This window comes from Candidatus Defluviilinea gracilis (assembly GCA_016716235.1).
Lineage (GTDB): Bacteria > Chloroflexota > Anaerolineae > Anaerolineales > Villigracilaceae > Defluviilinea > Defluviilinea gracilis.
The window spans coordinates 66,383-88,676 of sequence record JADJWS010000001.1 but is presented as its reverse complement, the minus strand read 5'-3'; the positions used below and the strand labels follow the sequence as shown (position 1 = coordinate 88,676).

Below are 22,294 nucleotides of genomic sequence, written 5' to 3'. Positions count from 1 at the left end.
AACTTGAATTAAGCGGCGAGATTGTATCATCCCGAATATCAATCGTCAACGAGAAAGGCGCGCACTTCGCCTGGTCCATGCACGCCGATGGTGTGGACGCTTTCGATGTCGCCCGTGGCGGAGGGTCCCGTGATGAAGACTGACGATTTTGTGTTTTTCACAAGATAGATCGCGTCTTCCAATGATGGATAGATGTGCGACGTGCGCAACACCGCAAGATGGATTTCGGGAAGTAGCGACGCGTGCAATGATTTCCCCTCGCCATCCGCTTCAAGCATGGACCCTGTGTCTGCCACGCCGCATTGAGCCTTTGTCACCCCCGCGCGGATTGCGGGATCGGGTTCGCGGGTGAAGGTGATGCCTGCTTGTGTGAGCATGTCTTCATTCAAAACATTTGGCTCAAGTTGAATTCGATTGATGTCCCGTGATTGCAAAAACTGAATAATGGATTGCGTTGGGTCTTCGGTGTGATGGACATGTCCATGCACGGCGGTTAGTTCTTGTGTGAAGCGTTCCATTATGTCACCCTGAGCGGAGCGAAGGGTCTCCTCTTTTTTTAGAAGTTCATTCGCGTACGTGTTTACTTGTCTACTTGTTTCCGTGTTTACCTTTGTCTCGTTCCATCTCTCCCGAAATGATTTCCCCGCAAAACGCGGCAAATCCTTGCTGTAGCCCCAGCCTGTGAACGCGGGCAAACGAATCCATTGCGAGAAAAGCGACAGGAGCGGACTCGTCAGCGCCGCAAATTTTTGGGCGAGGGTAAACAGGCGCGGGCGGCGGGCGAAGCGGCTGTACATCCGAAGAGAGAAAGTGGAGAGTGGAGTTAATCCATGAGGGTTAGAAGACTTGAGACTTGAGACTTGAGACTGATCTGCTCTCACGCGCACCAGCAACTTCGGCAGGTCAATGTCCACAGGGCAGGCGTCTTTGCATGCGCCGCATAGCGTGGACGCTTGCGCGAGCGGGACGAATTCGCTTCCGAAGAGTCCCGCCGAGATGACCGAGCCGATGGGTCCCGAGTATGGACTTTTGTATGCGTGCCCGCCGATCTCGCGGAAGACGGGGCAGGCGTTGAGACATGAGCCGCATCGGATGCAATAGAGAGATTCTTTGAGAGGCGAGTTGCGCAGGCGCGAACGTCCGTTATCGAGGAGGATGAAGTGACGTTGTTGATTCGGTAGCGGGCTGTGGACGATCTGCGTGTATGAGGTGAGTTTTTGCCCAGTGGCTGAACGCGGAAGCAGAGACAGCATCAGCGCGAGGTCGTCGAGTGTGCGGACGATGCGTTCCATGCCGACGAGCGCGATGTGGATCGGAGGGAGAGTTGTGACCATGCGTCCGTTGCCCTCGTTGGTGACGAGGCAGATCGCGCCTTCTTCAGAGACTGCGAAGTTCGCGCCTGTGATGCCCACGTCTGCTGTGAGGAACACTTCGCGCAAAACTTTCCGCGCGGTATTGGTCAACGTGGGAATGTCTTCGGTGTAGGGGATGTCGAGCTTTTCGTGAAAGAGTTGACCCACATCCTGCCGTTTCAAATGCAACGCGGGCGTGATAATGTGAGCGGGCTTCTCGCCGCGCAGTTGCACGATGAACTCGCCGAGATCGGTTTCAACGACGCGAATCCCCTCCGCTTCAAGCGCATGGTTGAGGTTGACTTCCTCGGTGACCATGCTCTTCGATTTTGCGACAAGAGCTTTTTTACCACGAAGGTCACGAAGGGGCACTAAGGATTTTTCTTTTTCACTTTGTGTACTTTGTGTCCTTAGTGGTAAAGATTTTACGATTTCCAACACGATCTTCACCGCCTCCGCCGCGTCTTTTGCGCGATGGACGATGACTCCATTCGCTTGCGCGTTGGCTGTGAATTGATCGAGATACGAATCGAGATTCTCGATCACCTCCGCGCGGACGGCGTGGGCGCGTTGACGTCTCTCGCGCCAATCGGGCAAGGTCTCCAGCGCGTTGATCCTGCGCGTCACGCGCCGCTCGGCGTTGAGGTCTAACGCGTTTTGAAGATGCTGGTTCGCAAGCGATGTGCGAATTCTTTGACGGAATTGATCCATGTTGTTTCTTTCGCTGGTGATTGAGGAGGGAATTTGTCGCCCCAGCGTTTTCGTTTTTCCATCATTCCTTCGGCGGTTTCATTGCGCGTTTGCGCGATGATCTGCATTGCCTGTTCGCTTTCGATTCCTCGCCAACGGAGCAACGCGTACGCAACCAATCCCGTCCGATGGACGCCTGCCGAGCAATGAATGAGTATGGCATTGTTATTGTCGAGCAATTGCGCGAGTTTTGGCATGACTTCAATGAGGCGGTCATGCGCTTCGCCTTCTGGAAAATTTCCATTAGGAAGCGGCGCCCAAACCCACTCAATGTTTGCCGCGCGAGCCATGTCGCCGTACCGTTGCGCTCCTTCGCTTTCTTTGAGCAAGGTGATAATGTGCGTGCATCCCATCTGACGCAAAAGCGGAAAATCGATGCGGCGGGGACGATGATACACGGCAAATCTTCCTTTGCCGACGGGGACAAATTTGACGTTTAGCGAATCGGTCATGTTGCGTTCAACACTTCCGCAATATGAACTACTCGTTGATGTTTCTTCTGCCTGTGCAGTCCGCCTGCGATGTGCATTCGGCACCCCGCTTCGAGCAAAACTAAAGTGGGGGATTCGGAGGATTCTAGATTCGAGATTTTCCGTTTGAGTAGTTCTGCGGAAAGTTCAGGATGTTCCACCGAAAAGATTCCGCCGAAGCCGCAACAATCTTCCGCGGCGGGCAACTCGACGATGGTCGCGCCTTTCACGTTGGCGAGCAGGGCGCGCGGTTGGCGGTCTATCATCATTCCGCGTAATGCGTGGCAGGTTGGATGATACGTGAGGACTCCGTCCCGGCGCGCGCCGACATCGGTGACGCCGAGTCTGTCCACGAGGTATTCGGTGAATTCAAAGACGCGATTCGCCAACGTCTGCGCGCGCGGAAGCCAAACAGGGTCAGCGCGGAATAATTCGATGTAGTTATGTTTCATCATGTGGGCACATGAGCCAGAAGGCAGGACGATGTCGCCTGTCGTTTTCTCGAACACTTCGATGGTATGTTGCGCCATCGGACGCGCCTCCGCGTGCAAGCCCGCGCTGAAGGGAGGTTGTCCGCAACAAGTTTGGTCGCGGGCGAAGTCCACGTCAATGCCGAGGCGGCGGAGAATGCTCACCATCGCCTCACCAGTTTGAGGGTAGAAAGAATCAACGAGACACGTCACGAAGAGTTGGATGCGGGGCATTTGTTTATTGTATCCCAATACAAAATGTCGTTGCGAGGAGAGCCGTAGGCTCGACGAAGCAATCTCCTGTTACATTCAAAGTGCCAGGAGATTGCTTCATCATTGCTTCGCAATTCCTCGCAACGACATGCGCATGGTATGATTATTCACTATGACATCATTCAAAACACAACTTCCAAAACCCGTTGACCTGCCGAAACAAATTTCGCGCTTGCATGAACTTTCATACAACCTGTGGTGGACGTGGCATCCCGAAGCGGCGCGGCTGTTTGGGCGGCTCGATTATGAATTGTGGGAGCGGCTTGGACACAACCCGATTCGACTCTTGCGCGAGATCGAGCGCGCGCGATTGAAACAAGCCGTGAACGATAAGGATTATCAAAAATTATACAAAACAGTTTTTGCGGATTTCGATTCGTATTTTTCGGACTCAAAAACGTGGACGCATCAAACGCATCCCGAATTTGATTCGCGTCCCATCGCGTATTTCTCGATGGAGTTCGGTCTGCATGAAACGCTCCCCATCTATTCGGGCGGACTCGGCGTGCTGGCGGGCGATCATTTGAAAGAAGCGAGCGATCTTGGTTTGCCGCTCACTGCGGTCGGCTTCATGTACGCGCAGGGATATTTTTCGCAACGCATCAGCGAAGACGGCTGGCAGGAAGCGTTGAACAACATGCTCGTGTTGGAAGACCTGCCCGTTCTGCCCGTGATGGATAAAGACGGCAAGCGCGTCACGCTTGAAGTAGAACTCACCGATCGAAGCATCGCGTTGCAAATTTGGGAAGCGCGTGTTGGGCGCGTGCCGTTGTATCTGCTCGATTCGAATGTCGAAGATAATTCAGAATTGGATCGCTTGCTCACCGCGCGTTTGTATTGGTCCGATCTGGATCGCCGCGTGATGCAGGAAGTGTTGTTGGGCATCGGCGGCGTGCGCGCGTTGCGGACTCTGGGATACAACCCCGCGGTCTGGCACATGAACGAAGGGCACGCGGCATTCCTGACCTTGGAGCGGGCGCGCGAACTTGTGGCGGGCGGCGCGTCTTTTGAAGACGCCATCGCAAAGACGCGCGGACAAAACGTCTTCACCACGCATACGCCCGTCCCTGCGGGGAACGATGAATTCCCGTTGTGGTTGATCGAAAAATATCTTGGCGGAATCTATTCTCAACTGAATCTCACGCGCGAACAATTCTTCGACATTGCCAAACATCCAAAGGGACACAGCGAAGCCTTCAGCATGGGCATCCTTGCCTTGCGAAATTCAGACGGGCGCAACGCGGTCTCTGAGTTGCATGGCGAGGTCTCGCGCAAGATGTGGAATTTCTTGTGGGCAGATAAAGCGGAGAAGGATGTCCCGATCACCTACGTGACCAACGGGGTCCACACCGCGAATTGGATGGCGCGGCGTTTGACGAATCTTTTCATCAAGCATCTCGGCTCCGATTGGTACGATCATCTCGACCAGCCCGAGTTTTGGTCACAAATCGACGAGATCCCCGACGCGGAGTTGTGGGCGGTCCGCTTGCATCTCAAACGCAAACTTTCTTTTTACTTGCGAGAGCGCGTCCGTGAACGCTGGACGGGCGGAGGATTCCACCCCGTGCAAGTTGTCTCGTCTGGCGTGTTGATCAACCCCTACGCGCTGACGATCGGATTCGCCCGTCGGTTTGCCACGTACAAGCGGGCGAGTCTCGTCATGCGCGACGTGGAGCGGTTGCTGAACATCGTCAACAAGCCGAACATGCCTGTGCAAATTTTGTTCGCTGGCAAAGCGCATCCCGCCGACGAGCCAGGCAAGCAATTGATCCAGCAAGTGTATCGAACCGTGAAAAAAGCGGAGACGGGCGGTCGCATCGTCTTCATCGAAGACTACGACATGAACCTTGCGCGTTACCTCGTCCAAGGCGTGGATGTGTGGATGAACACGCCGCGTCGTCCGCTGGAGGCGAGCGGCACGTCTGGAATGAAAGCCGCTCTCAACGGCGCGTTGAACTTCTCCGTGCTGGATGGTTGGTGGCGTGAAGCGTATAACGGCAAGAACGGCTGGTCCATTGGGCGCGATGAACAGATTGATAACTCCGACGAGCAGGATGCCGAAGACGCCGAGAGTTTGTACAGCACGCTCGAGAACGAGATCATCCCGCTGTATTACGACCGCGACCCGAAAGAAATTTCCCACGAATGGATCGCGCGCGTGAAAGATAATTTGAAGACGAACATCCCCCAATTCTCCACGCGCCGCATGGTCAAACAATATGTGGAGAATTTATACGTGAAGGCGTTGAAATAGATTTTAAACACAAAGGGCACGAAGAACACAAAGTTATGTTGAGTGATGATCGTGGTATTGGCTTTCGACTCAACTCCCGAAAATGCGTGAAAGAAAGTCTACGGAAATTCACTGTGTTGCGCCACGAAACCAAAACCTTAGTGACCTTAGTGTCCTTCGTGGTAAAAAGAATTTAATGGAGCAACTATGATTCCTGAAATCACCACCACCGACCTCGCCGCGAAACTCAACTCCGATGAGCAATTCATTCTCCTCGACGTGCGCGAACTCGAAGAGTTGACCTACGCCAAATTGACTGACAGCAGGCTGGAGGTCGCGCCGATGAGCCGACTGGCAGAGGAGGGATTGAACGCGTTGTCCGAATCCGCAAGATCACAAGACGTGACGATTTACGTCATGTGTCATCACGGCAACCGCAGTGGGCAGGTCACCGCGTGGCTGTCTCAACAAGGTTGGAAAAATGTCTTCAACGTATCAGGCGGGATTGACGATTACGCGCGGAGGGTGGATTCGTCGGTGGGGCGGTATTGAAATTGTAGGGGCGAGGTACTCTCGCCCCTTTTGATTGATAAAAATATTGGGCGGGGAAACCCCGCCCTACGTGTTACTTCCCAAACACAAACTCTCCGTTCTTATAAAACAACTCCCCATCCACTGTAATTTCAGAATCGGTTCGCAAATCGCAGATCATGTCCCAATGGATCGCGGACTTGTTCTTCGATCCCGTTTCGGGGTAGCCCGCGCCGAGCGCCATGTGGAAGGTGCCGCCGATCTTTTCGTCGAACAAAATATTGCCCGTGAATTTGTTGATGTCGAAATTCGTGCCGATGGCAAACTCGCCGACGTGACGCGAGCCCTCATCCGACTCGAGCATCTTGATGAGATACGCTTCGTTCTTCTCCGCCGTCGCGCGTTGGACTCGTCCGCGATTGAACGTGAGTTCCGCGCCTTCGACAGCCACGCCGCCGTAAATGGCGGGGTAGGTGTATTTGACCCAGCCATTCAATGAGTCTTCAACGGGTCCCGTGTAAATTTCACCGTCGGGCATGTTGTATCTGCCAGTCGAATTCATAAACGTGCGACCTTTGATTGAGAGAGTTAAATCCACGTTCGGACCGCGCAAAGTGACGACATCCTTCCCCGCGAGGAAGTCAATCGCTTTTTGTTGTCCTGCCGCTGTGCTGTTCCAGTACGCGATTGGGTCATCTTCGTGCGCGTGAACTGCCCCAAAAACAAAATCCTCGTAGTCTTTCAAACTCATGCCCGCGTCTTGCGCGTACGCGTCGGTGGGGTAGAGGGTGGTGACCCATTTGAACTTGCCCTCGCCGCCGCGCCTCATCTGCGCTTCTGTGATTCCGCTGATGGCTTTGCCGCGTCGCTGCGCTTTGACGGGGTCAAGGTTCGTCGTGCCGCGCGTGTTCGTCGAAGAGTGGATGCGGATGCGGCTCTCGAATTCGTCGTACGCCAGTTTGTAAAACGTTGGAACGAAATCGAGTTGCGAGTCGTTGGCGTACGTGAGATAAAACTCGTCCTGGCTGAACGGCATCATCCCAGGCAGGGAAACCATCGGGTGCGGATGACCGCCCTTCTCCATGATCTGGATGAACAATTCGCGCACAAGCGGCTCGGCGGCGGTCGTCGCTTCGATCAGCACGCGGTCGCCAGGCACAATGCGCGCGGAATGTTCCACCAAAACTTTAGCAAATTTTTGAACTCGTGAATCAGCCACGGCAATTCTCCTGTTTTATGTCATCAGGCATGTCACCCTGAGCGTCAGCGAAGGGTCTCTATGATGGCGAAAGAGATTCTTCGCTCCGCTCAGAACGACATTCTGTACGTTAAGTTACGCAAATTATAACACTCGCTCATAGGGTATACTTTCCATCGCAACGAATCACCAATCTCTAATCCTCCAATTCTCTGATCTTCATGAAACAACTCCTCCAAAACATCAAAACAGGCAAAGCCTCCATCGAAGACGTGCCGATGCCGACTCCGCGCGAGGGGCAGGCGCTCGTCCAAGTGGCAACCAGCCTCGTGTCCGCGGGAACCGAGCGCATGGTCGTCGAGTTTGCCGAAAAGAGTCTCGTCGGCAAGGCGCGCTCGCGTCCCGATCTCGTCAAACAAGTCCTCGACAAAGCGCGGCGCGAAGGCGTGGTCAACACGATGCAAGCCGCGTTCAATCGCCTCGACCAGCCGATGGCGCTCGGCTATTCGTCCGCTGGCACGATCATCGCACTCGGCAAAAGCATGACGGGCTTCAAAGTGGGTCAGCGCGTGGCGTGCGCGGGCGGCGGATACGCTGTCCATGCCGAATACAATGTTGTGCCGCGCAATCTCTTAACGCCTCTTCCAAAAAATGTTGATTTTGAATCTGCCGCGTTCACCACGCTCGGCGCGATCGCCCTGCACGGATTTCGCCTCGCGGAGCCGCAACTCGGCGAGAACGTCGCGGTGATCGGTTTGGGTCTGCTGGGATTATTGACGATTCAAATCGCATCCGCCGCTGGATGTAACGTCTTGGGCATTGACCTCGACCCCAAGCGGATAGCCCTCGCTTCTTCTCTCGGACTTGATGCTGTCTCGCGCCAACGAGCGGAATCTACCTCCCAGCTTTTTACCGCCAACCGCGGCTTCGATGTGGTTCTCATCTGCGCCGACACTCCTTCAAATGATCCCGTTGAACTTGCAGGTATCATCGCTCGTGACCGTGCGCGCGTCGTTGCAACAGGCGCGGTTGGTTTGACTCTCCCTAGAAAAATTTACTACGAAAAAGAACTCTCCTTTATCAACTCGCGTTCGTACGGACCAGGTCGTTACGATTCCAATTACGAAGAGAATGGACAAGACTATCCCCTCGGCTACATCCGCTGGACGGAGGGTCGCAACTTTGAAGCAGTCGTTGACTTGATGCAAAGTGGAAAGTTGAAAGTGAAACCGCTTATTTCTCATCGGTTTCCAATTGAAAAGGCAACGCAAGCCTATGATGTGATTACGGGAAAGAAGAAAGATACGTTTTTAGGTGTTCTGCTTACGTATCCAGCAGGAAAGACGAAAGAAGAAAGAAAAGTAGTCTTCCCCTCAATCGTAAATCGTAAATCTGAAATCGTAAATCTGGGTGTCTTAGGCGCTGGTCTCTTCGCCAACTCAGTTCTACTTCCCTCCATCAAAAAAGTGGACGGCATTCAACTCGTAGGCATCGCCTCCTCAGGCGGACTCCACGCGCAACACGCGGGCAAAAAGTTTGGCTTCAAATACGCCACTTCGAGTGACGATGAAATCATCAACGATCCAAACATCAACACTATCGCCATCCTCACGCGCCATGATTCACATGCAGAATTAGTCGTCAAAGCCTTGAAAGCAGGCAAGCATGTCTTCGTCGAAAAACCACTGGCGATAAATAGTGAACAGTTATCTGTGATAAGTAAGCAGTTGGCGAAAACTGATAACTGTTTACTGCTCACTGGTTTCAACCGAAGATTTGCCCCTCTTGCAGAAAGTCTCAAGTCTCAAGTCTCAGGTCTCAGGTCGCCCCTCCACGCCCACTACCGCATCAACGCAGGCTACCTCCCTCCCAATCACTGGACTCAAGACCCCAACATCGGCGGCGGACGAATCGTCGGCGAAGCCTGTCACTTCATTGACTTCATTACCTTCCTCGTTGGCGCGGCTCCCGTCTCTGTGACAGCACACGCCTTGTCCAATGAAGGCAAGTACAGCGAAGATAACGTCTCGATGACGTTCACCTTCCCCGATGGCTCCATTGGCGTCGTAGATTATCTTGCCAACGGCGACAAATCCTTCCCGAAAGAGCGCATGGAAGTTTTTTGCAGCGGCATGGTCGCGGTGTTGGATGATTTTGTGTCGTTGCAAATTACTCGAGAAGGAAAGATGAAAGAGGAAAGAGGGGCGCAAGATAAAGGCTGGGTGAATGAGTGGAGAGCGTTCGTGAAAGCGATTCAAGAGGGAGGCGAACCGCCGATCCCGTATGAACAATTGATCGACGTGACCAAGTCCACATTTGCGGTGGTGGAGTCGTTGCGGACGATGCAAACCATCAAGTTCTAAATGAATCCTGTGTGTAGCGGACGTTCTCTAACGTCCGCTCCTACGAGAGTGAAAATCTCAGCCCCTGCAAGAATCCTGATAACAGACAAATGAGGAGAAATCATCCATGACCATCACACCGTGGAAAGTGCTGGGATCGCGGCACATCCATCCGCGTTTTCGAATTGACGATTGCGAACTCCCTAATGGAAATCATCTAGATGCCATTATCTTTGAGTTCCGTTCGTGGGGAAATGTTCTGGCGGTTACGAAAGATAATCAAGGGGTGTTGATTCGACAGTACCGTCACGGTGTGCGGGATGTGATGTGGGAAATCCCTGGCGGGGTGGTGGATGATGATGAGGATCCGATGGAAGGCGTGATGCGGGAATTGCTTGAGGAGACGGGCTACACGTCATCCAATGTAATTCCACTTGGGAAGTTTCTTCCCAACCCCGCCTTGCAGACCAATTCGATGTTCTGTTATCTAGCCCTGGATGCCGAGAGGGTGGCTGACCAGCACCTCGACGGCGCGGAGGAGATCGAAATCCATCTCGTGCCGCTGGATGACATCCTGCCGATGATCCAAAACGGACAGATCGTCCACGCGCTCCAAGTCGCCGCGTTGTATCGAGCGTTTGATTATCTCAAGCAGAATAAATAATCAGTATTTTACGGAAGTTCAGGCGGACAGTTTGATCGGCTTTGCAAATCGTGTCGCCTGTCTTGACGCAGTTGCATGCGTCAAGAACCTGTAAGCGGAGACCCCGAAGGGGTCAAATGATTATAGAAATGATGGATGTTCGTGTCTAACCCTGAAGGGGTGTCAGATGTAACAAAAATAGGCCATCTGTCGCCACGGCGCCACGCGACGCCTTCGGGATTGCCATGCGTGTTAGACAAATAATTTATTTTGTTGGTCGGTCGCCATGGTCGAAGTTAACAAGGTTGCGCTAGTTAAATTCTGTCGCGTCTCAGAGCAAATCCTGGTGTATAATTTTGGTGCAAACGAACAGTGCAAAGGATTGACACCATGCGAGCCGTAAAAGAACGAATGAATTTGTACATCACCAAATCCCTGATGGACGACTTGCGGAAAGCCGTCCCTGCCCGCGAGCGCACGCGCTTCGTGGAGGATATTTTGGCGCGCGAGTTGCGGCGTTATAAACTGAAAGATGCGCTCAAAAAGTCGTTCGGCGCGTGGAAGGATGAAGATCACCCTGACATGTTGACTGGCGAAGATATTGATCGCTGGATCGAGGAAGGACGGAAAGGCTTGCATCGTGACTTCTCCAAAGAGTGGGACCGCAAACCCACCAAGAAAAAGAAGCGATGACCGATTTTCTTCTCGATACCAATATTCTGATTCGTTATCTTCGTAAATCGCAAGGATACGACACCTTGCTTTCCACTTTGTCAGATAGTGATTGGTTGTGTATATCCGTTATCACGCGATTTGAAATCCTACGCGGATTGCGCGAGCATGAAAGGGAGGATACGTTTAGCCTGCTGAACTCACTGGAATCGTTGATCGTAAACTCTGAAATTGCGGATTCGGCGGGGGAACTTGTTCGTTCCTATCGCGCGAGAGGGATTACCCTCAGTGAAGCAGATTCGCTCATTGCGGCAACCGCGCTTCATCATCAACTTTCATTGGTCACGACCAATTCCAAACATTTTCCCATGAGCGATTTGGTCGTGTATCAGGTAGATGATCTTGGAAAAATGGCGTTGCGGGAATCGTAGACTTCATGCGAACCCGCGCGGGCATCGTTCTCATCGAAGATAACAAAGTCGCGCTGATCGAACGTCACCGCGCGGGGTTGGATTATTTCGTCTTCCCTGGCGGGGGCGTGGACGAGGGCGAGACGCCTGAGCAGGCGGCTGTCCGCGAGGCGATGGAGGAGTTGGGGGTTGAGGTTGCGATCAAGCAAAAAGTGGTGGAGATTCAAATCGAAACAAGCAGGCAGGTTTATTTTTTGGTGGAGCGCGTCGCTGGCGAGTTTGGGACGGGGACAGGCGAGGAGTTCACAGACTCGGACCCGAGAGATCCGTCGGAGGGGATTTATGTTCCAGTTTGGATGCCGATTGAGGAATTGTCACAGCGCCAGAAGATTTATCCCACAGCATTGGCACAATTGGTTTTGTACTCTGAAACGAACGGTTGGGGAAATGAAGCAGTCGTGATTAGCGAAAAGACAACTTGACCATGTCATTCTGAGGAGCGGAGCGACGAAGAATCTCTGACACGATACGCGGAGACCCTTCGTCGCAAACAACGCTCCTCAGGGTGACATGTAACAATTGGGGAACAAAACAATTTCTCCCTCGTCAACAATTTAACGCCGTAAGAAAAATCTATTCACTCGGAGGAAGAAATGAAATCTCGCTCTGTTCTATTCACGTTGCTTGTTGTTGGATTGATTGTGCTCGCCGCGTGTGCGCCTGCCGCTCCTGCCGCGACGGAGGCTCCTGCTACCGAAGCGCCAGCCGCCACCGAAGCGCCCGCGTTCGCGTACGACGAGGCTGTCGCTCAAGATGCGGCAAAGGTTGGGGAGGGCGAACCAGCCGTCCCTGGGGTTGAAGCGTTGCCGCTTCCAACGAATGCCGCGTATGAGATCGCGAATCCATCTGGCGATCTCACGGTGCTGGAACGATCCAATCGGATGATCGTCAAGAATGCGAATATCCGCTTGATGGTGGAGGATACCAACGTTGCGATTGACCGCGCCCTGCAAGTGGTGGGCGACGCGGGCGGATACATCGTCAGTTCGCAGGTGTGGTATCAGGATTATTATGGCAACAGTTTGAAGTACGCGTCGGTGACGATCGGCGTGCCTGTGGTGGAGTTCGAAAATGTGATGCGCCGCCTGCGCGGACTCGCGGTGGATGTGTTGGACGAAAGCGCGACGGGCGAAGATGTGACCGACCAGTATGTTGACCTGCAATCGCAGTTGACGAATCTCGAAGCGACGCGCGCCCGCATCCAGGAATTTTTGAAGGATGCGAAGACGGTGGACGAGGCGTTGCGCGTCAATCAGGAATTGGCGAACATCGAGGCGCAGATCGAACAGATCAAGGGACGCATGAACTATCTCAACGACCGCTCGGCGTACTCGACGATCACTGTCAACTTTGAGCCTGAGTTTCCGATCCTGACGCCGACTCCCACTTCGACTCCGAAGCCGACCGCGACGCCGATCCCGTGGCAACCTGCGGATACGTTCAATGATGCCAAAGGCACGGTGACGGTTGTGTATCAGGGAATCGCAAACTTCCTCATCTGGCTGGTCGTGGTGATCCTGCCGATTGTGTTACCGCCTGCGTTGATTTTGTGGGCGATGTGGAAGTTGTTGACGAGGAAGGCGAAGGGCAGTGAGAAGTGATCGGTGAGCAGTGGGGAGTAATTGGTAAGTGGAGATTGGAGACTAGAGATTAGAGACTGTTGAATTGAGACAGGGACGGCGAGGGAGGCGCTGTCTCTGTTTTGCATGTTTTCATTTCTGTCCCAAAGGGGCAGCTTCGATGTTGAATTCGTAATAGGCTGTCTCGCCGCCAAAAGGACCGATATAGATGCTTGGTTTGCCGATTTGCCCTAAATACAACTCGCGCGATCCAATCGATAGATCAAGCCAGCCCTCGGCGTAGAGAAAGCGGCTGGAATCAACCCACTGTATCTGTGTCGCGGGCGTATTGGTGTTGTCAAGTAAGGGGATGGCTTCGCCGCATACACTTCCTAGGAACGGACGAAAAACATTCCATTGTTCATAAACGAAGTGATATGAGTCTGGATGCCAATGCAGAAAATCAACATTCGACATGGCGGTATAAATTGTATCTTTTGTGCCATCGAATGTTGCCAGATGCAACTGGAAATCATTGCTCATGAGTTGGACGCGCTTTTTGTATACAATGTAGTCCCGATTTGGTGAAAGATAAATCCAATAATACGGTGTTGAGAAAGTGTGTAACTCCTGAGCAGATGAACCATCCAATGGAATGTGCCAGGTAGTGGTAGTAGATTCGGCAGAATATAAGTCTCCATTGAATGTAATCGCCAGCAGGGATTGAGAATCAGTTGCCCACTCAATGCGTGGGTAAATTACCCCACCACCTTCGAGAGAAAGTGCGGTCTTGAATTGAAAAACATTCGTTCGTAGATTCGTTCCATCGGCATTCATAAGATCAACCGACGAGTCGTTGATAACGGCGATCTGGCTACCGTCTGGAGAGGGCATAGCATTCCGTGTTTCCACGAGTTCTGGCGGGGGAGACCATGCAGATATTTCTCCTGTATCAACATCTATTTGCCAATAGCCTCCCGATTCACAGCAACCGCCAATAGCTTGATAACCACGGCTGATTTCGAAACCTAACTTGTGCGTTTCATCAATCCATTCCAAGTAAATAACTTCATCTAGGTAAGGATGTTCAGTAGTAGATGGTTCGCCTGCCAATGTATGTAGTTGGTCTTCGGAAATCAGGGGTTGAAGATTCGTGCCATCACGATGGATACCCCACAGTTCGATCTGTCTATATTGTATTCCGCGTGTAAACGCAATCACTTTCCCGTCTGGAGAGAAACTAAAGGATTGAGCGTCGCGCGTATCGCTTATTTGTTGGGCAACTCCGATCTTCTCTTCCCAAACCCATAGATTCCCGTCGCTGATGAGGCGCACCTCCAACGGCGTTTGGCGCGACGGCAACACGCGCGGCTTCGCATCTTCACTCAGACAAACGATGGGTGTAACGGTAGGTGATGGGGAAATCGTTGTGGGAGTCTCTGTTGGAGCAGAGGATGTCGGGGTCTTGGCAACAAGGGGTGTTGCCTCGGGCTGGAAAGGTGAGGCGGTGCATGAAACTGAACCCAAAATCAATAAGACAAGAATCGACTTTGTGAGTCTTATTTCAGTTTTCATTTCTTTCAAAAAGAATAGCACACTTATCACCTGAATACAATCGCTACTACCACCCCAAACACCCCACACGCAAAATTGACCCAATCATTAGACAGCCACTTCCAGCCGCGGAGGTGAATTGTCTCCGTGCCGCAGGTGTGGAGAGGGTGTTTCTCGGTTTCCTTGTTATCTTTCGGGCAGAAATACATCGCTTGGACCGTCGCGCCGAGAAACGAGTCGAAGAGGGAGCCAGCCAGCCCTGCGAGGGTGATCGGTATGAAGAGTGACCAGTGATCAGTGATCAGTGAATCAGTGGGGACAAGCAGTGACGCGAGTGCGGCGATCAGCGCGGAACCTGCCAGGGAGGCGAGGGTGCCGACGAGGGAGACTCCGCCCGAGGTCCCTTTTTCGACGCGCTTGCGGATGTCCGTGATCATGCGCGGAGGGGAAGGGTTCAAGACGCCGAGTTCCGTCGCCCACGTGTCCGCGTTGACGGCGGCGAGCGAGGCGGCGAATCCGATCCAGCCGATGTTTGAGTCGGGATAAAAATAATGGAACAACACGAACGCCGCCGCCAGCCCGCCGTTGCCGAACACCTGACCCGCGTCGCGCTGGTTGCCTTTGGAATATTTTTCGTTCAATCCCTGCTTGCGTTTTTTGAAGGCGCGGCTCAACGCGGACGATGTGAAAAAGAATGTCAGCAATAACACCGCCCACGGAATCCCTCCCAGCCCGAAGATGATCGTGCCTAAGATGATCGCCGCGAATGCGCCGCTTTTGCTGAGCGAGTGCGCGCGATACGCGAGCGAGGCGATGAGGATTGCGAGGAGGAAGCCGTAGAGGGGGAGCATGGGTTGAAAGTTGAAAGTCGAAGGTCAAAGGTCGCGTAAATGACTTTCGACCTTTGACCTTCAACCTGTGACCGATTTACACAGGCGTCGTCACCAAAAACAACACCGCCATTAAAAACAACAACGCGCTGACCGCGCTCGAGATCCACAGGATCACCGCCAGCGGGCGCGTTTTGTCCCAACGATAATAATACAGCCCCGCGATCACTCCGCCGATGAACAGCAACATGCTGAGAAGCGGAAGCAGGATGAGACGACTCGACGCGGTTGGATCGTTGGGCGCGCCGAACGCGTCGAACCCAAAGGGAATTTGACTCAGCGACGGGATCAGAATCCCAACCCAGACGATCAAGCCGATGTTGAGGATGAGTCCGCTGACCCAGAGAAAGCGAGCGATGGGAGTCTGCCATGCTTGAGTCACGATGAACGATGGATACACTGACACAGGCGCGGCAGGAGAGATGCTTCCCATCTCGGTGGCGCGCGCAAACGTGCGGACGAGCAACGCCGCGTCGTTTGGCGAAATAGCGAACACGCGCTTCGATGTCGCGATGAGGATGATGTTTCGCGTGTTGGAGGCGATGAACTCGACCAATCCCAAATCGGGATGGCGACGCGTTCCCAGCACCGCGCCAGGCAAACGGAAGCGCGGCAGGATCAACGGATGAGTCAGATCGGTTGCGGGTCGCACCCATTCGATGTCAGTGAGCGGAACGTCTTCCACTCGCAAGCCCCACAACATGGCGAGACTGTCGCGGTCAATGTAATAGTCCGCTTTGTAGAGCGAGTAGGCGCGATACCCAAAGAACGGAATCGGCGCGAAGGCGATCAACCCCACGAGAAGAAAGTTGACGAACGTCGGTCCCACCGCCGCACGCGTGAGATTCCAAAATCCCCACGCCGACGCGCCAGCCAGCGCAAGGATGATGAGCGCGTGCACAATCAAGCCGAGTCGCTTGGCGGGAGGGAAATGTCCGATCTTGAGGTTGTTCATATTCCAAATCTTTTGGACGCTGATGAACGCAGAAAACGCAGATTTTCTCTTTTTGAATCAGCGTGAGTCAGCGTTTATCTGCGTCCCAGCCTTTTTTCGATGGAGCCTACGATTTCAAAACCGTTTTATCTTTTCAACAATTTCATCAACTTTCACAAGTTGATTCTCTTTTTCTTTACGCGATTTCAATTCTACCATTCCCTCTTTCAATCCCTTTTCTCCCATCGTCACGCGGATGGGACAGCCGATCAAGTCCGCGTCGTTGAATTTGACTCCTACGCGTTCGTCGCGGTCATCGAACAAAACCGAAACGCCCGCATCCTGCAACGAGTTGTAAATCTCTTCGGCTTTGGCGCGGGTATCCAACTCCTTGCCGCCGATGTGCATGAGATACACGTCAAACGGCGCGGCGGGATGGGGGAGAGTCAAACCTTTGTCGTCGTGGTGGGTTTCAGCGAGGGCAAGCAAAACATTTTCAAACTTATCGTTCAATTGAATCGCCCTCAAAAACGAAAGCGGATTTCCGCAATTGACGCACGCGTCTCCGTCTTGTGCCTGAACCAAATCCGCGACGATTTCTGCGGAATAGTCGCGCCCATAATTTGTATTTTTCAGATGAAAACCCGCCTCATTCGCCCCTGCAACCAGATTCGGACTCTGTGGAATCAAATCGTCCACGACGATCACCGCGTCCCTCAACCCTATTGCTGACGCGTACCCCGCAACCGCTCCCACGCTGACAATTTCCTCTGCCCTCGCCGCGCGGATATCGCCCACCTGCGCTTTCAACTTCGCCTCGCTCAATTGCATGTCCCCGCGCACGGCGACGAAGATGAACTTTCCATCACTGACGCGGGTGTACATCAATGCTTTGGCTGTCTGTTCTTTTTGAATCCCCAGAAAATTTGCAAGGGATTCGATGGTGTTGCAATCGGGCGTTGAAACTTTTTCAATTGGCGCAGGCTGTTCGGTTGGTGATGGAATTTTCTTGAATCGCGCGAACTCGATTCGCTCTGCGTATTTGCATGATGAACAATGAGCAACTTCAATGTCGCCCGACGCAATGGGAAAGAAAGTTTCGTTTTGGTTGCCAATGGTGGATAAAGAAAGATGAAAGAGGAAAGATGAGTCGTCTGATAGGCTGCGAAGATGATTCACAACATATTCGCCCAACATCGTCAACACATTCTCGCGCGTCAAATATCCTGCACGGACGAGGAACGAGAATCCCTCCGTCCGCGCGTTGTTGGGCGCTTCGCGTTGAGTTTGGATTTGTAAGTCGCGGTATTTCATAGCCCACCTTTAGCTATGTCATTCTGAATACTATGAAGCCGTCAAGGTTTTTTGAAAAACCAGGGGATTGACAGCAACATAGTTGGGAAGGTAGGGTTGTTGCGAGCGGACGACAGCACAAGCAATCTTGAGGATCTTGTTTTGGATGTTGTTGAGGGCCAGTTTTTGTGCTTGCCATCCGCGACTTTGCGGTAAAAGTATGCTGAAACTGCTTTTTGTGCGTACGCACGGAGCAGGCCGCCAGATAAAGGAGTTTGCGTAACTTTGGAGTCCAAAGTGTCGTGAAGTTGGAGCCGAGTAGACGGAAGAGCCACTTTCATGCTTGATCGGGCAGATGCCGATGAAAGCCGCCAAACTTCTTGGATCGAGTGTTTCCTGCATGAGGATCAGTAAGTGAGCGGCGAGTTGCAGCCCGATGCCAGGCACCGTCATGAGCAAGAGCAGGGTCTGTTTGAAGGTTGGATCGCTTTCAATCAAACGACGGATTTCCTTATCGATCTTTTGATGGACTTGGTAATCTGCTCGATCATGTTCTGGTGAGAGTGCTTGGCAAGTTCAGACGAGACCTTCTTGCGGTGGATCGCGTGCAAGGCGTTCTTATGTCCCGTCAACTGTACCGAAAAGTGCTGGCGCGTGGTCAACAGTAGCTTGACTTGCTCCAAAATCTCGGCTCTCGGTTTCCACAAGGAGAGTTTGTCCGCATAGCGGCAGGCATACTCGGCGATATACTGGCAGTCCAGTTCATCGGTTTTGGAAGCGTTCACAGGAAACTTGCGCTGGATGTTCAACGGCGGTTCGACCGCCACCGAATAACCACTGGCATATAGGAAGTATGCCAAGCCTTCACTATAGACGCCTGTCGCTTCCATACACACCACGGTGCTTTCGGTCTTCAGGTTGTGTTCCTGCAACCAGCCGAGAAAGGAGACGAAACCATTTTCGTCATTCTCGAATTTCGTTGGTTTGACCGTGACTTTCCCAGGCTGTGTTCCAACACTGGCCATGAAAGAAGCGGATGCAATATCGACACCTACAAAGGATACAAATGTTGTCATTCTGAACCTCTTTTGGACTTGGGTATTGGGTTGCCAACTTGTGAACGTGCATTCTCCATTACTAGCCTTTCAGGCTTGAATACTGATCAGCATAGTTCACAACAAGGGCTGGGTCTGCTTCAGAATTTGAGTTTGACTCGGCGTTTGCCTCGTGAGCGGCTCTAGACTTGTTCAGCCCTTGTTTGGCAACTCCAATACTACTTCAAGTCTAATGGAGCGGAGCGAAGAATCTCCGTCATCGTGTAAGAGACCCTTCGCTGTCGCTCAGGGTGACATACTTAATAGTTTGAAAATAGATAACTGCAGACAGTGAGTTCATAAATAAATATTTACTACGAATAACGCGAAGGTCACAAAGAAAAAACAAAATCTTCGCGCTCTTAGCGCACTTCGCGGTTCAATAGCAGTTTATGTTATTCCGTTGTCTTTTTCTTCTTGCGAATCGTTTGCGTCTTCTCGGCTTCGGGGATGACAATCGGCATCGCCGCAATGGACTCGGCTTGGGCGGCTTCCGAAGGCGTCGTTTCGGGAGCAGGCTCAAGGTCGAGTTCGACCGTTTCTTCCATGCGGATCTGTCCGCGCAGGAACGCGCCTTCCTCCGTCACGAACGCGGTGGTGACCACGTCTCCCCACACGCGACCGCTTCCGCGAATCTCCAACTTTTGAGTCGTGATGTTGCCGCGCACCGCGCCAGCGACAATGACCGCGTTTGCGCGCACGTTCTGGCAAGTGACGCGTCCCGTCTCGCCGACGACGAGCATTCCGCGCAAAGCGATCTCGCCCTCGAACGCGCCCTCGATGCGCACGCCGCCTGAACCGTTGATGCTCCCGTGCCAAATGACTCCCGACCCAAGCACCGATGTGATGCGCTCGACCGCTCCTACGGCGGGTTGTTGTGTTTCTGCTGGTGTTGCGTTGCGTTTGAACATGGGTTGATTTTACCGTAAACACGTACACACGGAAACACGTAGACAAGTACACACGGAAACAAGCACGCAAGTAAAAAGACACGCGAGTCTTGCAACTCACGTGTCTACCTGTGTACGTGTTTACCTGTCTACTTATCCACTTTCCACTTTCTACTGCCCCTCACCCTTCTCTTCCTTATTCGGCATCTGCACGCCCATGATATTGAACCCCGAATCGATGTACAACACCTCGCCCGTAATTCGCGCGGACAGATCCGACGCAAGGAACACTGCCGTGTTGCCCACATCTTCAATCGTGACGTTCTCGCGTAACGGCGACAGATCTGCGAAATGCTTGTACATGTCGCGGAAGCCGCCCACGCCCGCCGCCGCCAATGTGCGGATCGGTCCCGCCGAGATCGCGTTGACGCGAATCTTTTGCGGACCCAGATCATACGCCAGATAGCGTGTCGAAGATTCCAGCGCGGCTTTTGCCACGCCCATCACGTTGTAATGCGGCGCAACCTTCGTCGCGCCCGAGCCGTACGTGAGGCACATCACCGACGCGCCCGAATTCAAATGAGGCAGGAAGGCATTCGTCAACGCGACGAACGAGAACACGGAAATATCCAGCGCGTTCTTGAATCCCTCGCGCGACGTTTGATAATACGGTCGGCTCAACTCGTCGCGTCCCGCAAACGCGATCGAGTGAACAAGCACATCGATCTTCCCAAAATGTTTCGCGGCTTTTTCCGCCACCGCCGCGATCTGATCGTCTTTCGTCACGTCACATTCTTCGAGCCATTGGCACCCCACTTGTTCCGCCAGCGGCTTGACGCGCCGTTCGAGCATCTCGCCCGCGTAACTGATCCCGATGTTCGCGCCCTCGCGATGAAACGCCTGCGTGATTCCCCACGCGATAGATTTGTCATTCGCCAACCCAAACACCAATGCGTTCTTGCCTTCGAGTAATCCCATGCTGTCTCCTTATTTGCATCCGCAGATTTCGCAGATTACACAGATTTATTTTCGATCTTCCAGTCCTTGACTTTAAACCTCCACGGCTTCGACAGCCATGGCTCTGGTGTATTGTTTAAACCCACACGCGGACTTTTCGTCACGAGCGAATTCGGGACTTGGACTCCCGCTTCGATTCTCAACGGGGAGGCTGGTTCAGTCAAGTCGACCGTATTTTCCCTTCGAGTGATCCCCATCGCCTGCGTCAACTTCCCTGGACCAAACGTGTCGCGCCCCTCGCGCCTCTTCGACATGATCTCGCTTCCCTCGATCGGCTGAATCGCGCGGATCAACACCGCCGCAGGGAAATCCACCCGTTCCGTTACCACGTTGAACATCCAGTGATTCCCATACGTGAAATAGACGTACGCATGACCCGCCTCGCCATACATGACTTGCGTACGCGGAGTCCGCCCCGCTTTGCAGTGACACGCCAAATCCTTCTCGCTGATATATGCCTCCGTCTCCACGATCAACCCAACCAGTTTCTTACCGTTGAGAATCCGCACCAACCGCGCGCCGATCAGTTCGCGGGCGACGGTCAATGTGGGGCGATCATAAAAATCTCGTGAATGAATCATTTTTTACCACGAAGGCTTGCACTGAGTTCATCGAAGTGACACAAAGGTCACGAAGGTTCAATGCCTTTAAACTTTGTGTACTTCGTGTCCTTTGTGGTGAATCACTTAAATCTCTCATCCCGTTTCAACGTCAACCGTAACCCCTCCGCCAGCGACAGCGACGGGCGATAATTCAATTTCTGATTTGCCAGCGAGAGGTCTGCTCTCATACGCGAGACGCCGCCTGATGTCTTCGCGTTGTAGATGACCTCCGCTTTGCTGTTCGTTGTGTCAAGCACCTGCTGGATCAAATCTTTGATGCTGGTCTCCGTCCCCGAACCGACATTGATGACCAATCCATTGATGTTCGGCGCGGTTGCAGAGGCGACCAACGCGCTGACCACGTCATCTACATAAACGTAATCGCGGGTTTGCGAGCCGTCTCCGTGCGCGACCAATGTCCCGCCGCGTAATGCCTGCCTCAAATAATGCGGCACCACGGGCGGATGTGACGCGGGCAAATGTTGACCAGGTCCGTAAGCGTTGAAGATGCGCAGGCTGACTGTTTCGATTCCCCACAATCCGCCGATCGTGCGGACGTAGTATTCCGCTGAAAGTTTGGAGACGGCATACGGTGAACGCGGCGCGGGGGTGAAGGACTCTGTCAGCGGCTGATCGGCTAAATCGCCGTACACAGCCCCACTGGAGGCGAGAACGACGCGGCGTACGCCGACATCCCGCATCGCCTCCATCAGCGCGACCGTCCCGCCGACGTTGACGTTGTTGTAATCGCGCGGATACAAAACCGACTCAGGCACCGAAACGCGCGCCGCGAGATGATAGACGACATCCACCTCTTGAAGCAGAGTCCACAACTTGGGGCGGTCGCTCACATCGCCGCGCGTGAAGTGGACATCAGGCGAGAGTGATTTGGGATCGCCCGTAGAAAGATCATCCAGCCCGCGGACTTGATGTCCCTCGCGGGCGAGCTGGTTGGCAAGCGAAGAGCCGAGGAATCCCGCGGCTCCTGTGATGAGGAAGTTCATAGGCAAAGATTATAAACGTGGAAACGGGAATTGATTCAATCAAAAAGGACACC

General features: G+C 53.2%; 22 protein-coding genes. 8 read left to right on the top strand and 14 right to left on the bottom strand.

Features of this window, described 5'->3' with window-relative positions; genetic code table 11:
• Nucleotides 1-38: 38 nt before the first annotated feature.
• From IPM31_00410 to IPM31_00400, 3 genes are read right to left on the bottom strand one after another with little or no spacing between them, the layout of a single operon-like run.
• The gene (locus IPM31_00410) at nt 39-2,063 is read right to left on the bottom strand and encodes an LUD domain-containing protein (protein MBK9005435.1); all 2,025 of its coding nucleotides are present in this window, start codon (nt 2,061-2,063) and stop codon (nt 39-41) included.
• Nucleotides 2,000-2,554: a tyrosine-protein phosphatase gene (locus IPM31_00405; GenBank protein ID MBK9005434.1), complete on the bottom strand. Its 555-nt coding sequence runs from the start codon at nt 2,552-2,554 to the stop codon at nt 2,000-2,002. Before IPM31_00405 ends, IPM31_00410 begins: the two co-directional genes overlap by 64 nt.
• The gene (locus IPM31_00400; protein MBK9005433.1) at nt 2,551-3,276 is read right to left on the bottom strand and encodes a (Fe-S)-binding protein; all 726 of its coding nucleotides are present in this window, start codon (nt 3,274-3,276) and stop codon (nt 2,551-2,553) included. Before IPM31_00400 ends, IPM31_00405 begins: the two co-directional genes overlap by 4 nt.
• 151 nt (nt 3,277-3,427) lie before the next feature.
• Here IPM31_00400 and glgP point away from each other — a divergent pair, with 151 nt between their 5' ends.
• Nucleotides 3,428-5,569, top strand: a complete 2,142-nt coding sequence (gene glgP, locus IPM31_00395; GenBank protein MBK9005432.1) for an alpha-glucan family phosphorylase — start codon at nt 3,428-3,430, stop codon at nt 5,567-5,569.
• Nucleotides 5,570-5,755: 186 nt separating this feature from the next.
• Nucleotides 5,756-6,100, top strand: a complete 345-nt coding sequence (locus IPM31_00390) for a hypothetical protein (GenBank protein ID MBK9005431.1) — start codon at nt 5,756-5,758, stop codon at nt 6,098-6,100.
• Nucleotides 6,101-6,173: 73 nt separating this feature from the next.
• On the opposite strand, the gene IPM31_00385 is transcribed toward IPM31_00390, so the two are convergent.
• Nucleotides 6,174-7,298, bottom strand: coding sequence for an aminopeptidase (locus tag IPM31_00385; GenBank protein ID MBK9005430.1), 1,125 nt, complete (start codon nt 7,296-7,298; stop codon nt 6,174-6,176).
• 200 nt (nt 7,299-7,498) lie between these two features.
• Between IPM31_00385 and IPM31_00380 the strand changes: the two genes are divergently transcribed.
• The 6 genes from IPM31_00380 (at nt 7,499) to IPM31_00355 (ending at nt 13,005) form a co-directional block, all read left to right on the top strand.
• Entirely contained in the window at nt 7,499-9,640 is a 2,142-nt protein-coding gene (locus IPM31_00380) for a bi-domain-containing oxidoreductase (GenBank protein MBK9005429.1), read from the top strand.
• Between the two features lie 106 nt (nt 9,641-9,746).
• Nucleotides 9,747-10,283: an NUDIX hydrolase gene (locus IPM31_00375; protein ID MBK9005428.1), complete on the top strand. Its 537-nt coding sequence runs from the start codon at nt 9,747-9,749 to the stop codon at nt 10,281-10,283.
• Between the two features lie 369 nt (nt 10,284-10,652).
• Entirely contained in the window at nt 10,653-10,955 is a 303-nt protein-coding gene (locus IPM31_00370) for a hypothetical protein (protein MBK9005427.1), read from the top strand.
• Nucleotides 10,952-11,365, top strand: a complete 414-nt coding sequence (locus tag IPM31_00365; protein ID MBK9005426.1) for a type II toxin-antitoxin system VapC family toxin — start codon at nt 10,952-10,954, stop codon at nt 11,363-11,365. The genes IPM31_00370 and IPM31_00365 overlap by 4 nt, the downstream gene beginning before the upstream one ends.
• A gap of 5 nt (nt 11,366-11,370) precedes the next feature.
• Nucleotides 11,371-11,826, top strand: coding sequence for an NUDIX domain-containing protein (locus IPM31_00360; GenBank protein MBK9005425.1), 456 nt, complete (start codon nt 11,371-11,373; stop codon nt 11,824-11,826).
• A 171-nt stretch (nt 11,827-11,997) separates the two neighbouring features.
• On the top strand, nt 11,998-13,005 hold the full coding sequence (locus IPM31_00355) for a DUF4349 domain-containing protein (protein ID MBK9005424.1): 1,008 nt from the start codon (nt 11,998-12,000) through the stop codon (nt 13,003-13,005).
• A gap of 111 nt (nt 13,006-13,116) precedes the next feature.
• On the opposite strand, the gene IPM31_00350 is transcribed toward IPM31_00355, so the two are convergent.
• The 10 genes from IPM31_00350 to IPM31_00305 form a co-directional block, all read right to left on the bottom strand.
• Nucleotides 13,117-14,538, bottom strand: coding sequence for a PD40 domain-containing protein (locus tag IPM31_00350; protein MBK9005423.1), 1,422 nt, complete (start codon nt 14,536-14,538; stop codon nt 13,117-13,119).
• Nucleotides 14,539-14,564: 26 nt separating this feature from the next.
• Complete coding sequence (locus IPM31_00345; GenBank protein ID MBK9005422.1) at nt 14,565-15,368, bottom strand: DUF92 domain-containing protein; 804 nt, start codon at nt 15,366-15,368, stop codon at nt 14,565-14,567.
• Between the two features lie 76 nt (nt 15,369-15,444).
• Entirely contained in the window at nt 15,445-16,362 is a 918-nt protein-coding gene (locus IPM31_00340) for a hypothetical protein (GenBank protein ID MBK9005421.1), read from the bottom strand.
• A gap of 114 nt (nt 16,363-16,476) precedes the next feature.
• Entirely contained in the window at nt 16,477-17,655 is a 1,179-nt protein-coding gene (locus IPM31_00335) for a hypothetical protein (protein ID MBK9005420.1), read from the bottom strand.
• A gap of 30 nt (nt 17,656-17,685) precedes the next feature.
• Nucleotides 17,686-18,132 (bottom strand): IS110 family transposase, encoded by a 447-nt coding sequence (locus IPM31_00330; protein ID MBK9005419.1) that lies wholly within the window; start codon nt 18,130-18,132, stop codon nt 17,686-17,688.
• Nucleotides 18,129-18,710 carry a transposase gene (locus IPM31_00325; GenBank protein MBK9005418.1) on the bottom strand — a complete coding sequence of 194 codons (582 nt, stop codon included), beginning with the start codon at nt 18,708-18,710 and terminating at the stop codon, nt 18,129-18,131. Before IPM31_00325 ends, IPM31_00330 begins: the two co-directional genes overlap by 4 nt.
• Before the next feature lie 413 nt (nt 18,711-19,123).
• The gene (locus IPM31_00320; protein MBK9005417.1) at nt 19,124-19,639 is read right to left on the bottom strand and encodes a polymer-forming cytoskeletal protein; all 516 of its coding nucleotides are present in this window, start codon (nt 19,637-19,639) and stop codon (nt 19,124-19,126) included.
• A gap of 150 nt (nt 19,640-19,789) precedes the next feature.
• A complete protein-coding gene (locus tag IPM31_00315; GenBank protein MBK9005416.1) occupies nt 19,790-20,596 on the bottom strand; it encodes an enoyl-ACP reductase in 807 nt (268 codons plus the stop codon).
• A gap of 35 nt (nt 20,597-20,631) precedes the next feature.
• Nucleotides 20,632-21,216 (bottom strand): DNA-3-methyladenine glycosylase, encoded by a 585-nt coding sequence (locus IPM31_00310; GenBank protein ID MBK9005415.1) that lies wholly within the window; start codon nt 21,214-21,216, stop codon nt 20,632-20,634.
• Between the two features lie 101 nt (nt 21,217-21,317).
• Complete coding sequence (locus tag IPM31_00305) at nt 21,318-22,241, bottom strand: NAD-dependent epimerase/dehydratase family protein (protein MBK9005414.1); 924 nt, start codon at nt 22,239-22,241, stop codon at nt 21,318-21,320.
• Between the last annotated feature and the right edge of the window lie 53 nt (nt 22,242-22,294).

What these genes read in the sequence shown, in the direction of transcription:
- IPM31_00410 (MBK9005435.1), bottom strand. Translation starts at nt 2,063, where the DNA reads ATGGATCAATTCCGTCAAAGAATTCGCACATCGCTTGCGAACCAGCAT.
- IPM31_00405 (MBK9005434.1), bottom strand. Translation starts at nt 2,554, where the DNA reads ATGACCGATTCGCTAAACGTCAAATTTGTCCCCGTCGGCAAAGGAAGA.
- IPM31_00400 (MBK9005433.1), bottom strand. Translation starts at nt 3,276, where the DNA reads ATGCCCCGCATCCAACTCTTCGTGACGTGTCTCGTTGATTCTTTCTAC.
- glgP (MBK9005432.1), top strand. Translation starts at nt 3,428, where the DNA reads ATGACATCATTCAAAACACAACTTCCAAAACCCGTTGACCTGCCGAAA.
- IPM31_00390 (MBK9005431.1), top strand. Translation starts at nt 5,756, where the DNA reads ATGATTCCTGAAATCACCACCACCGACCTCGCCGCGAAACTCAACTCC.
- IPM31_00380 (MBK9005429.1), top strand. Translation starts at nt 7,499, where the DNA reads ATGAAACAACTCCTCCAAAACATCAAAACAGGCAAAGCCTCCATCGAA.
- IPM31_00375 (MBK9005428.1), top strand. Translation starts at nt 9,747, where the DNA reads ATGACCATCACACCGTGGAAAGTGCTGGGATCGCGGCACATCCATCCG.
- IPM31_00370 (MBK9005427.1), top strand. Translation starts at nt 10,653, where the DNA reads ATGCGAGCCGTAAAAGAACGAATGAATTTGTACATCACCAAATCCCTG.
- IPM31_00365 (MBK9005426.1), top strand. Translation starts at nt 10,952, where the DNA reads ATGACCGATTTTCTTCTCGATACCAATATTCTGATTCGTTATCTTCGT.
- IPM31_00360 (MBK9005425.1), top strand. Translation starts at nt 11,371, where the DNA reads ATGCGAACCCGCGCGGGCATCGTTCTCATCGAAGATAACAAAGTCGCG.
- IPM31_00355 (MBK9005424.1), top strand. Translation starts at nt 11,998, where the DNA reads ATGAAATCTCGCTCTGTTCTATTCACGTTGCTTGTTGTTGGATTGATT.
- IPM31_00350 (MBK9005423.1), bottom strand. Translation starts at nt 14,538, where the DNA reads ATGAAAACTGAAATAAGACTCACAAAGTCGATTCTTGTCTTATTGATT.
- IPM31_00345 (MBK9005422.1), bottom strand. Translation starts at nt 15,368, where the DNA reads ATGCTCCCCCTCTACGGCTTCCTCCTCGCAATCCTCATCGCCTCGCTC.
- IPM31_00340 (MBK9005421.1), bottom strand. Translation starts at nt 16,362, where the DNA reads ATGAACAACCTCAAGATCGGACATTTCCCTCCCGCCAAGCGACTCGGC.
- IPM31_00335 (MBK9005420.1), bottom strand. Translation starts at nt 17,655, where the DNA reads ATGAAATACCGCGACTTACAAATCCAAACTCAACGCGAAGCGCCCAAC.
- IPM31_00325 (MBK9005418.1), bottom strand. Translation starts at nt 18,710, where the DNA reads ATGACAACATTTGTATCCTTTGTAGGTGTCGATATTGCATCCGCTTCT.
- IPM31_00320 (MBK9005417.1), bottom strand. Translation starts at nt 19,639, where the DNA reads ATGTTCAAACGCAACGCAACACCAGCAGAAACACAACAACCCGCCGTA.
- IPM31_00315 (MBK9005416.1), bottom strand. Translation starts at nt 20,596, where the DNA reads ATGGGATTACTCGAAGGCAAGAACGCATTGGTGTTTGGGTTGGCGAAT.
- IPM31_00310 (MBK9005415.1), bottom strand. Translation starts at nt 21,216, where the DNA reads ATGATTCATTCACGAGATTTTTATGATCGCCCCACATTGACCGTCGCC.
- IPM31_00305 (MBK9005414.1), bottom strand. Translation starts at nt 22,241, where the DNA reads ATGAACTTCCTCATCACAGGAGCCGCGGGATTCCTCGGCTCTTCGCTT.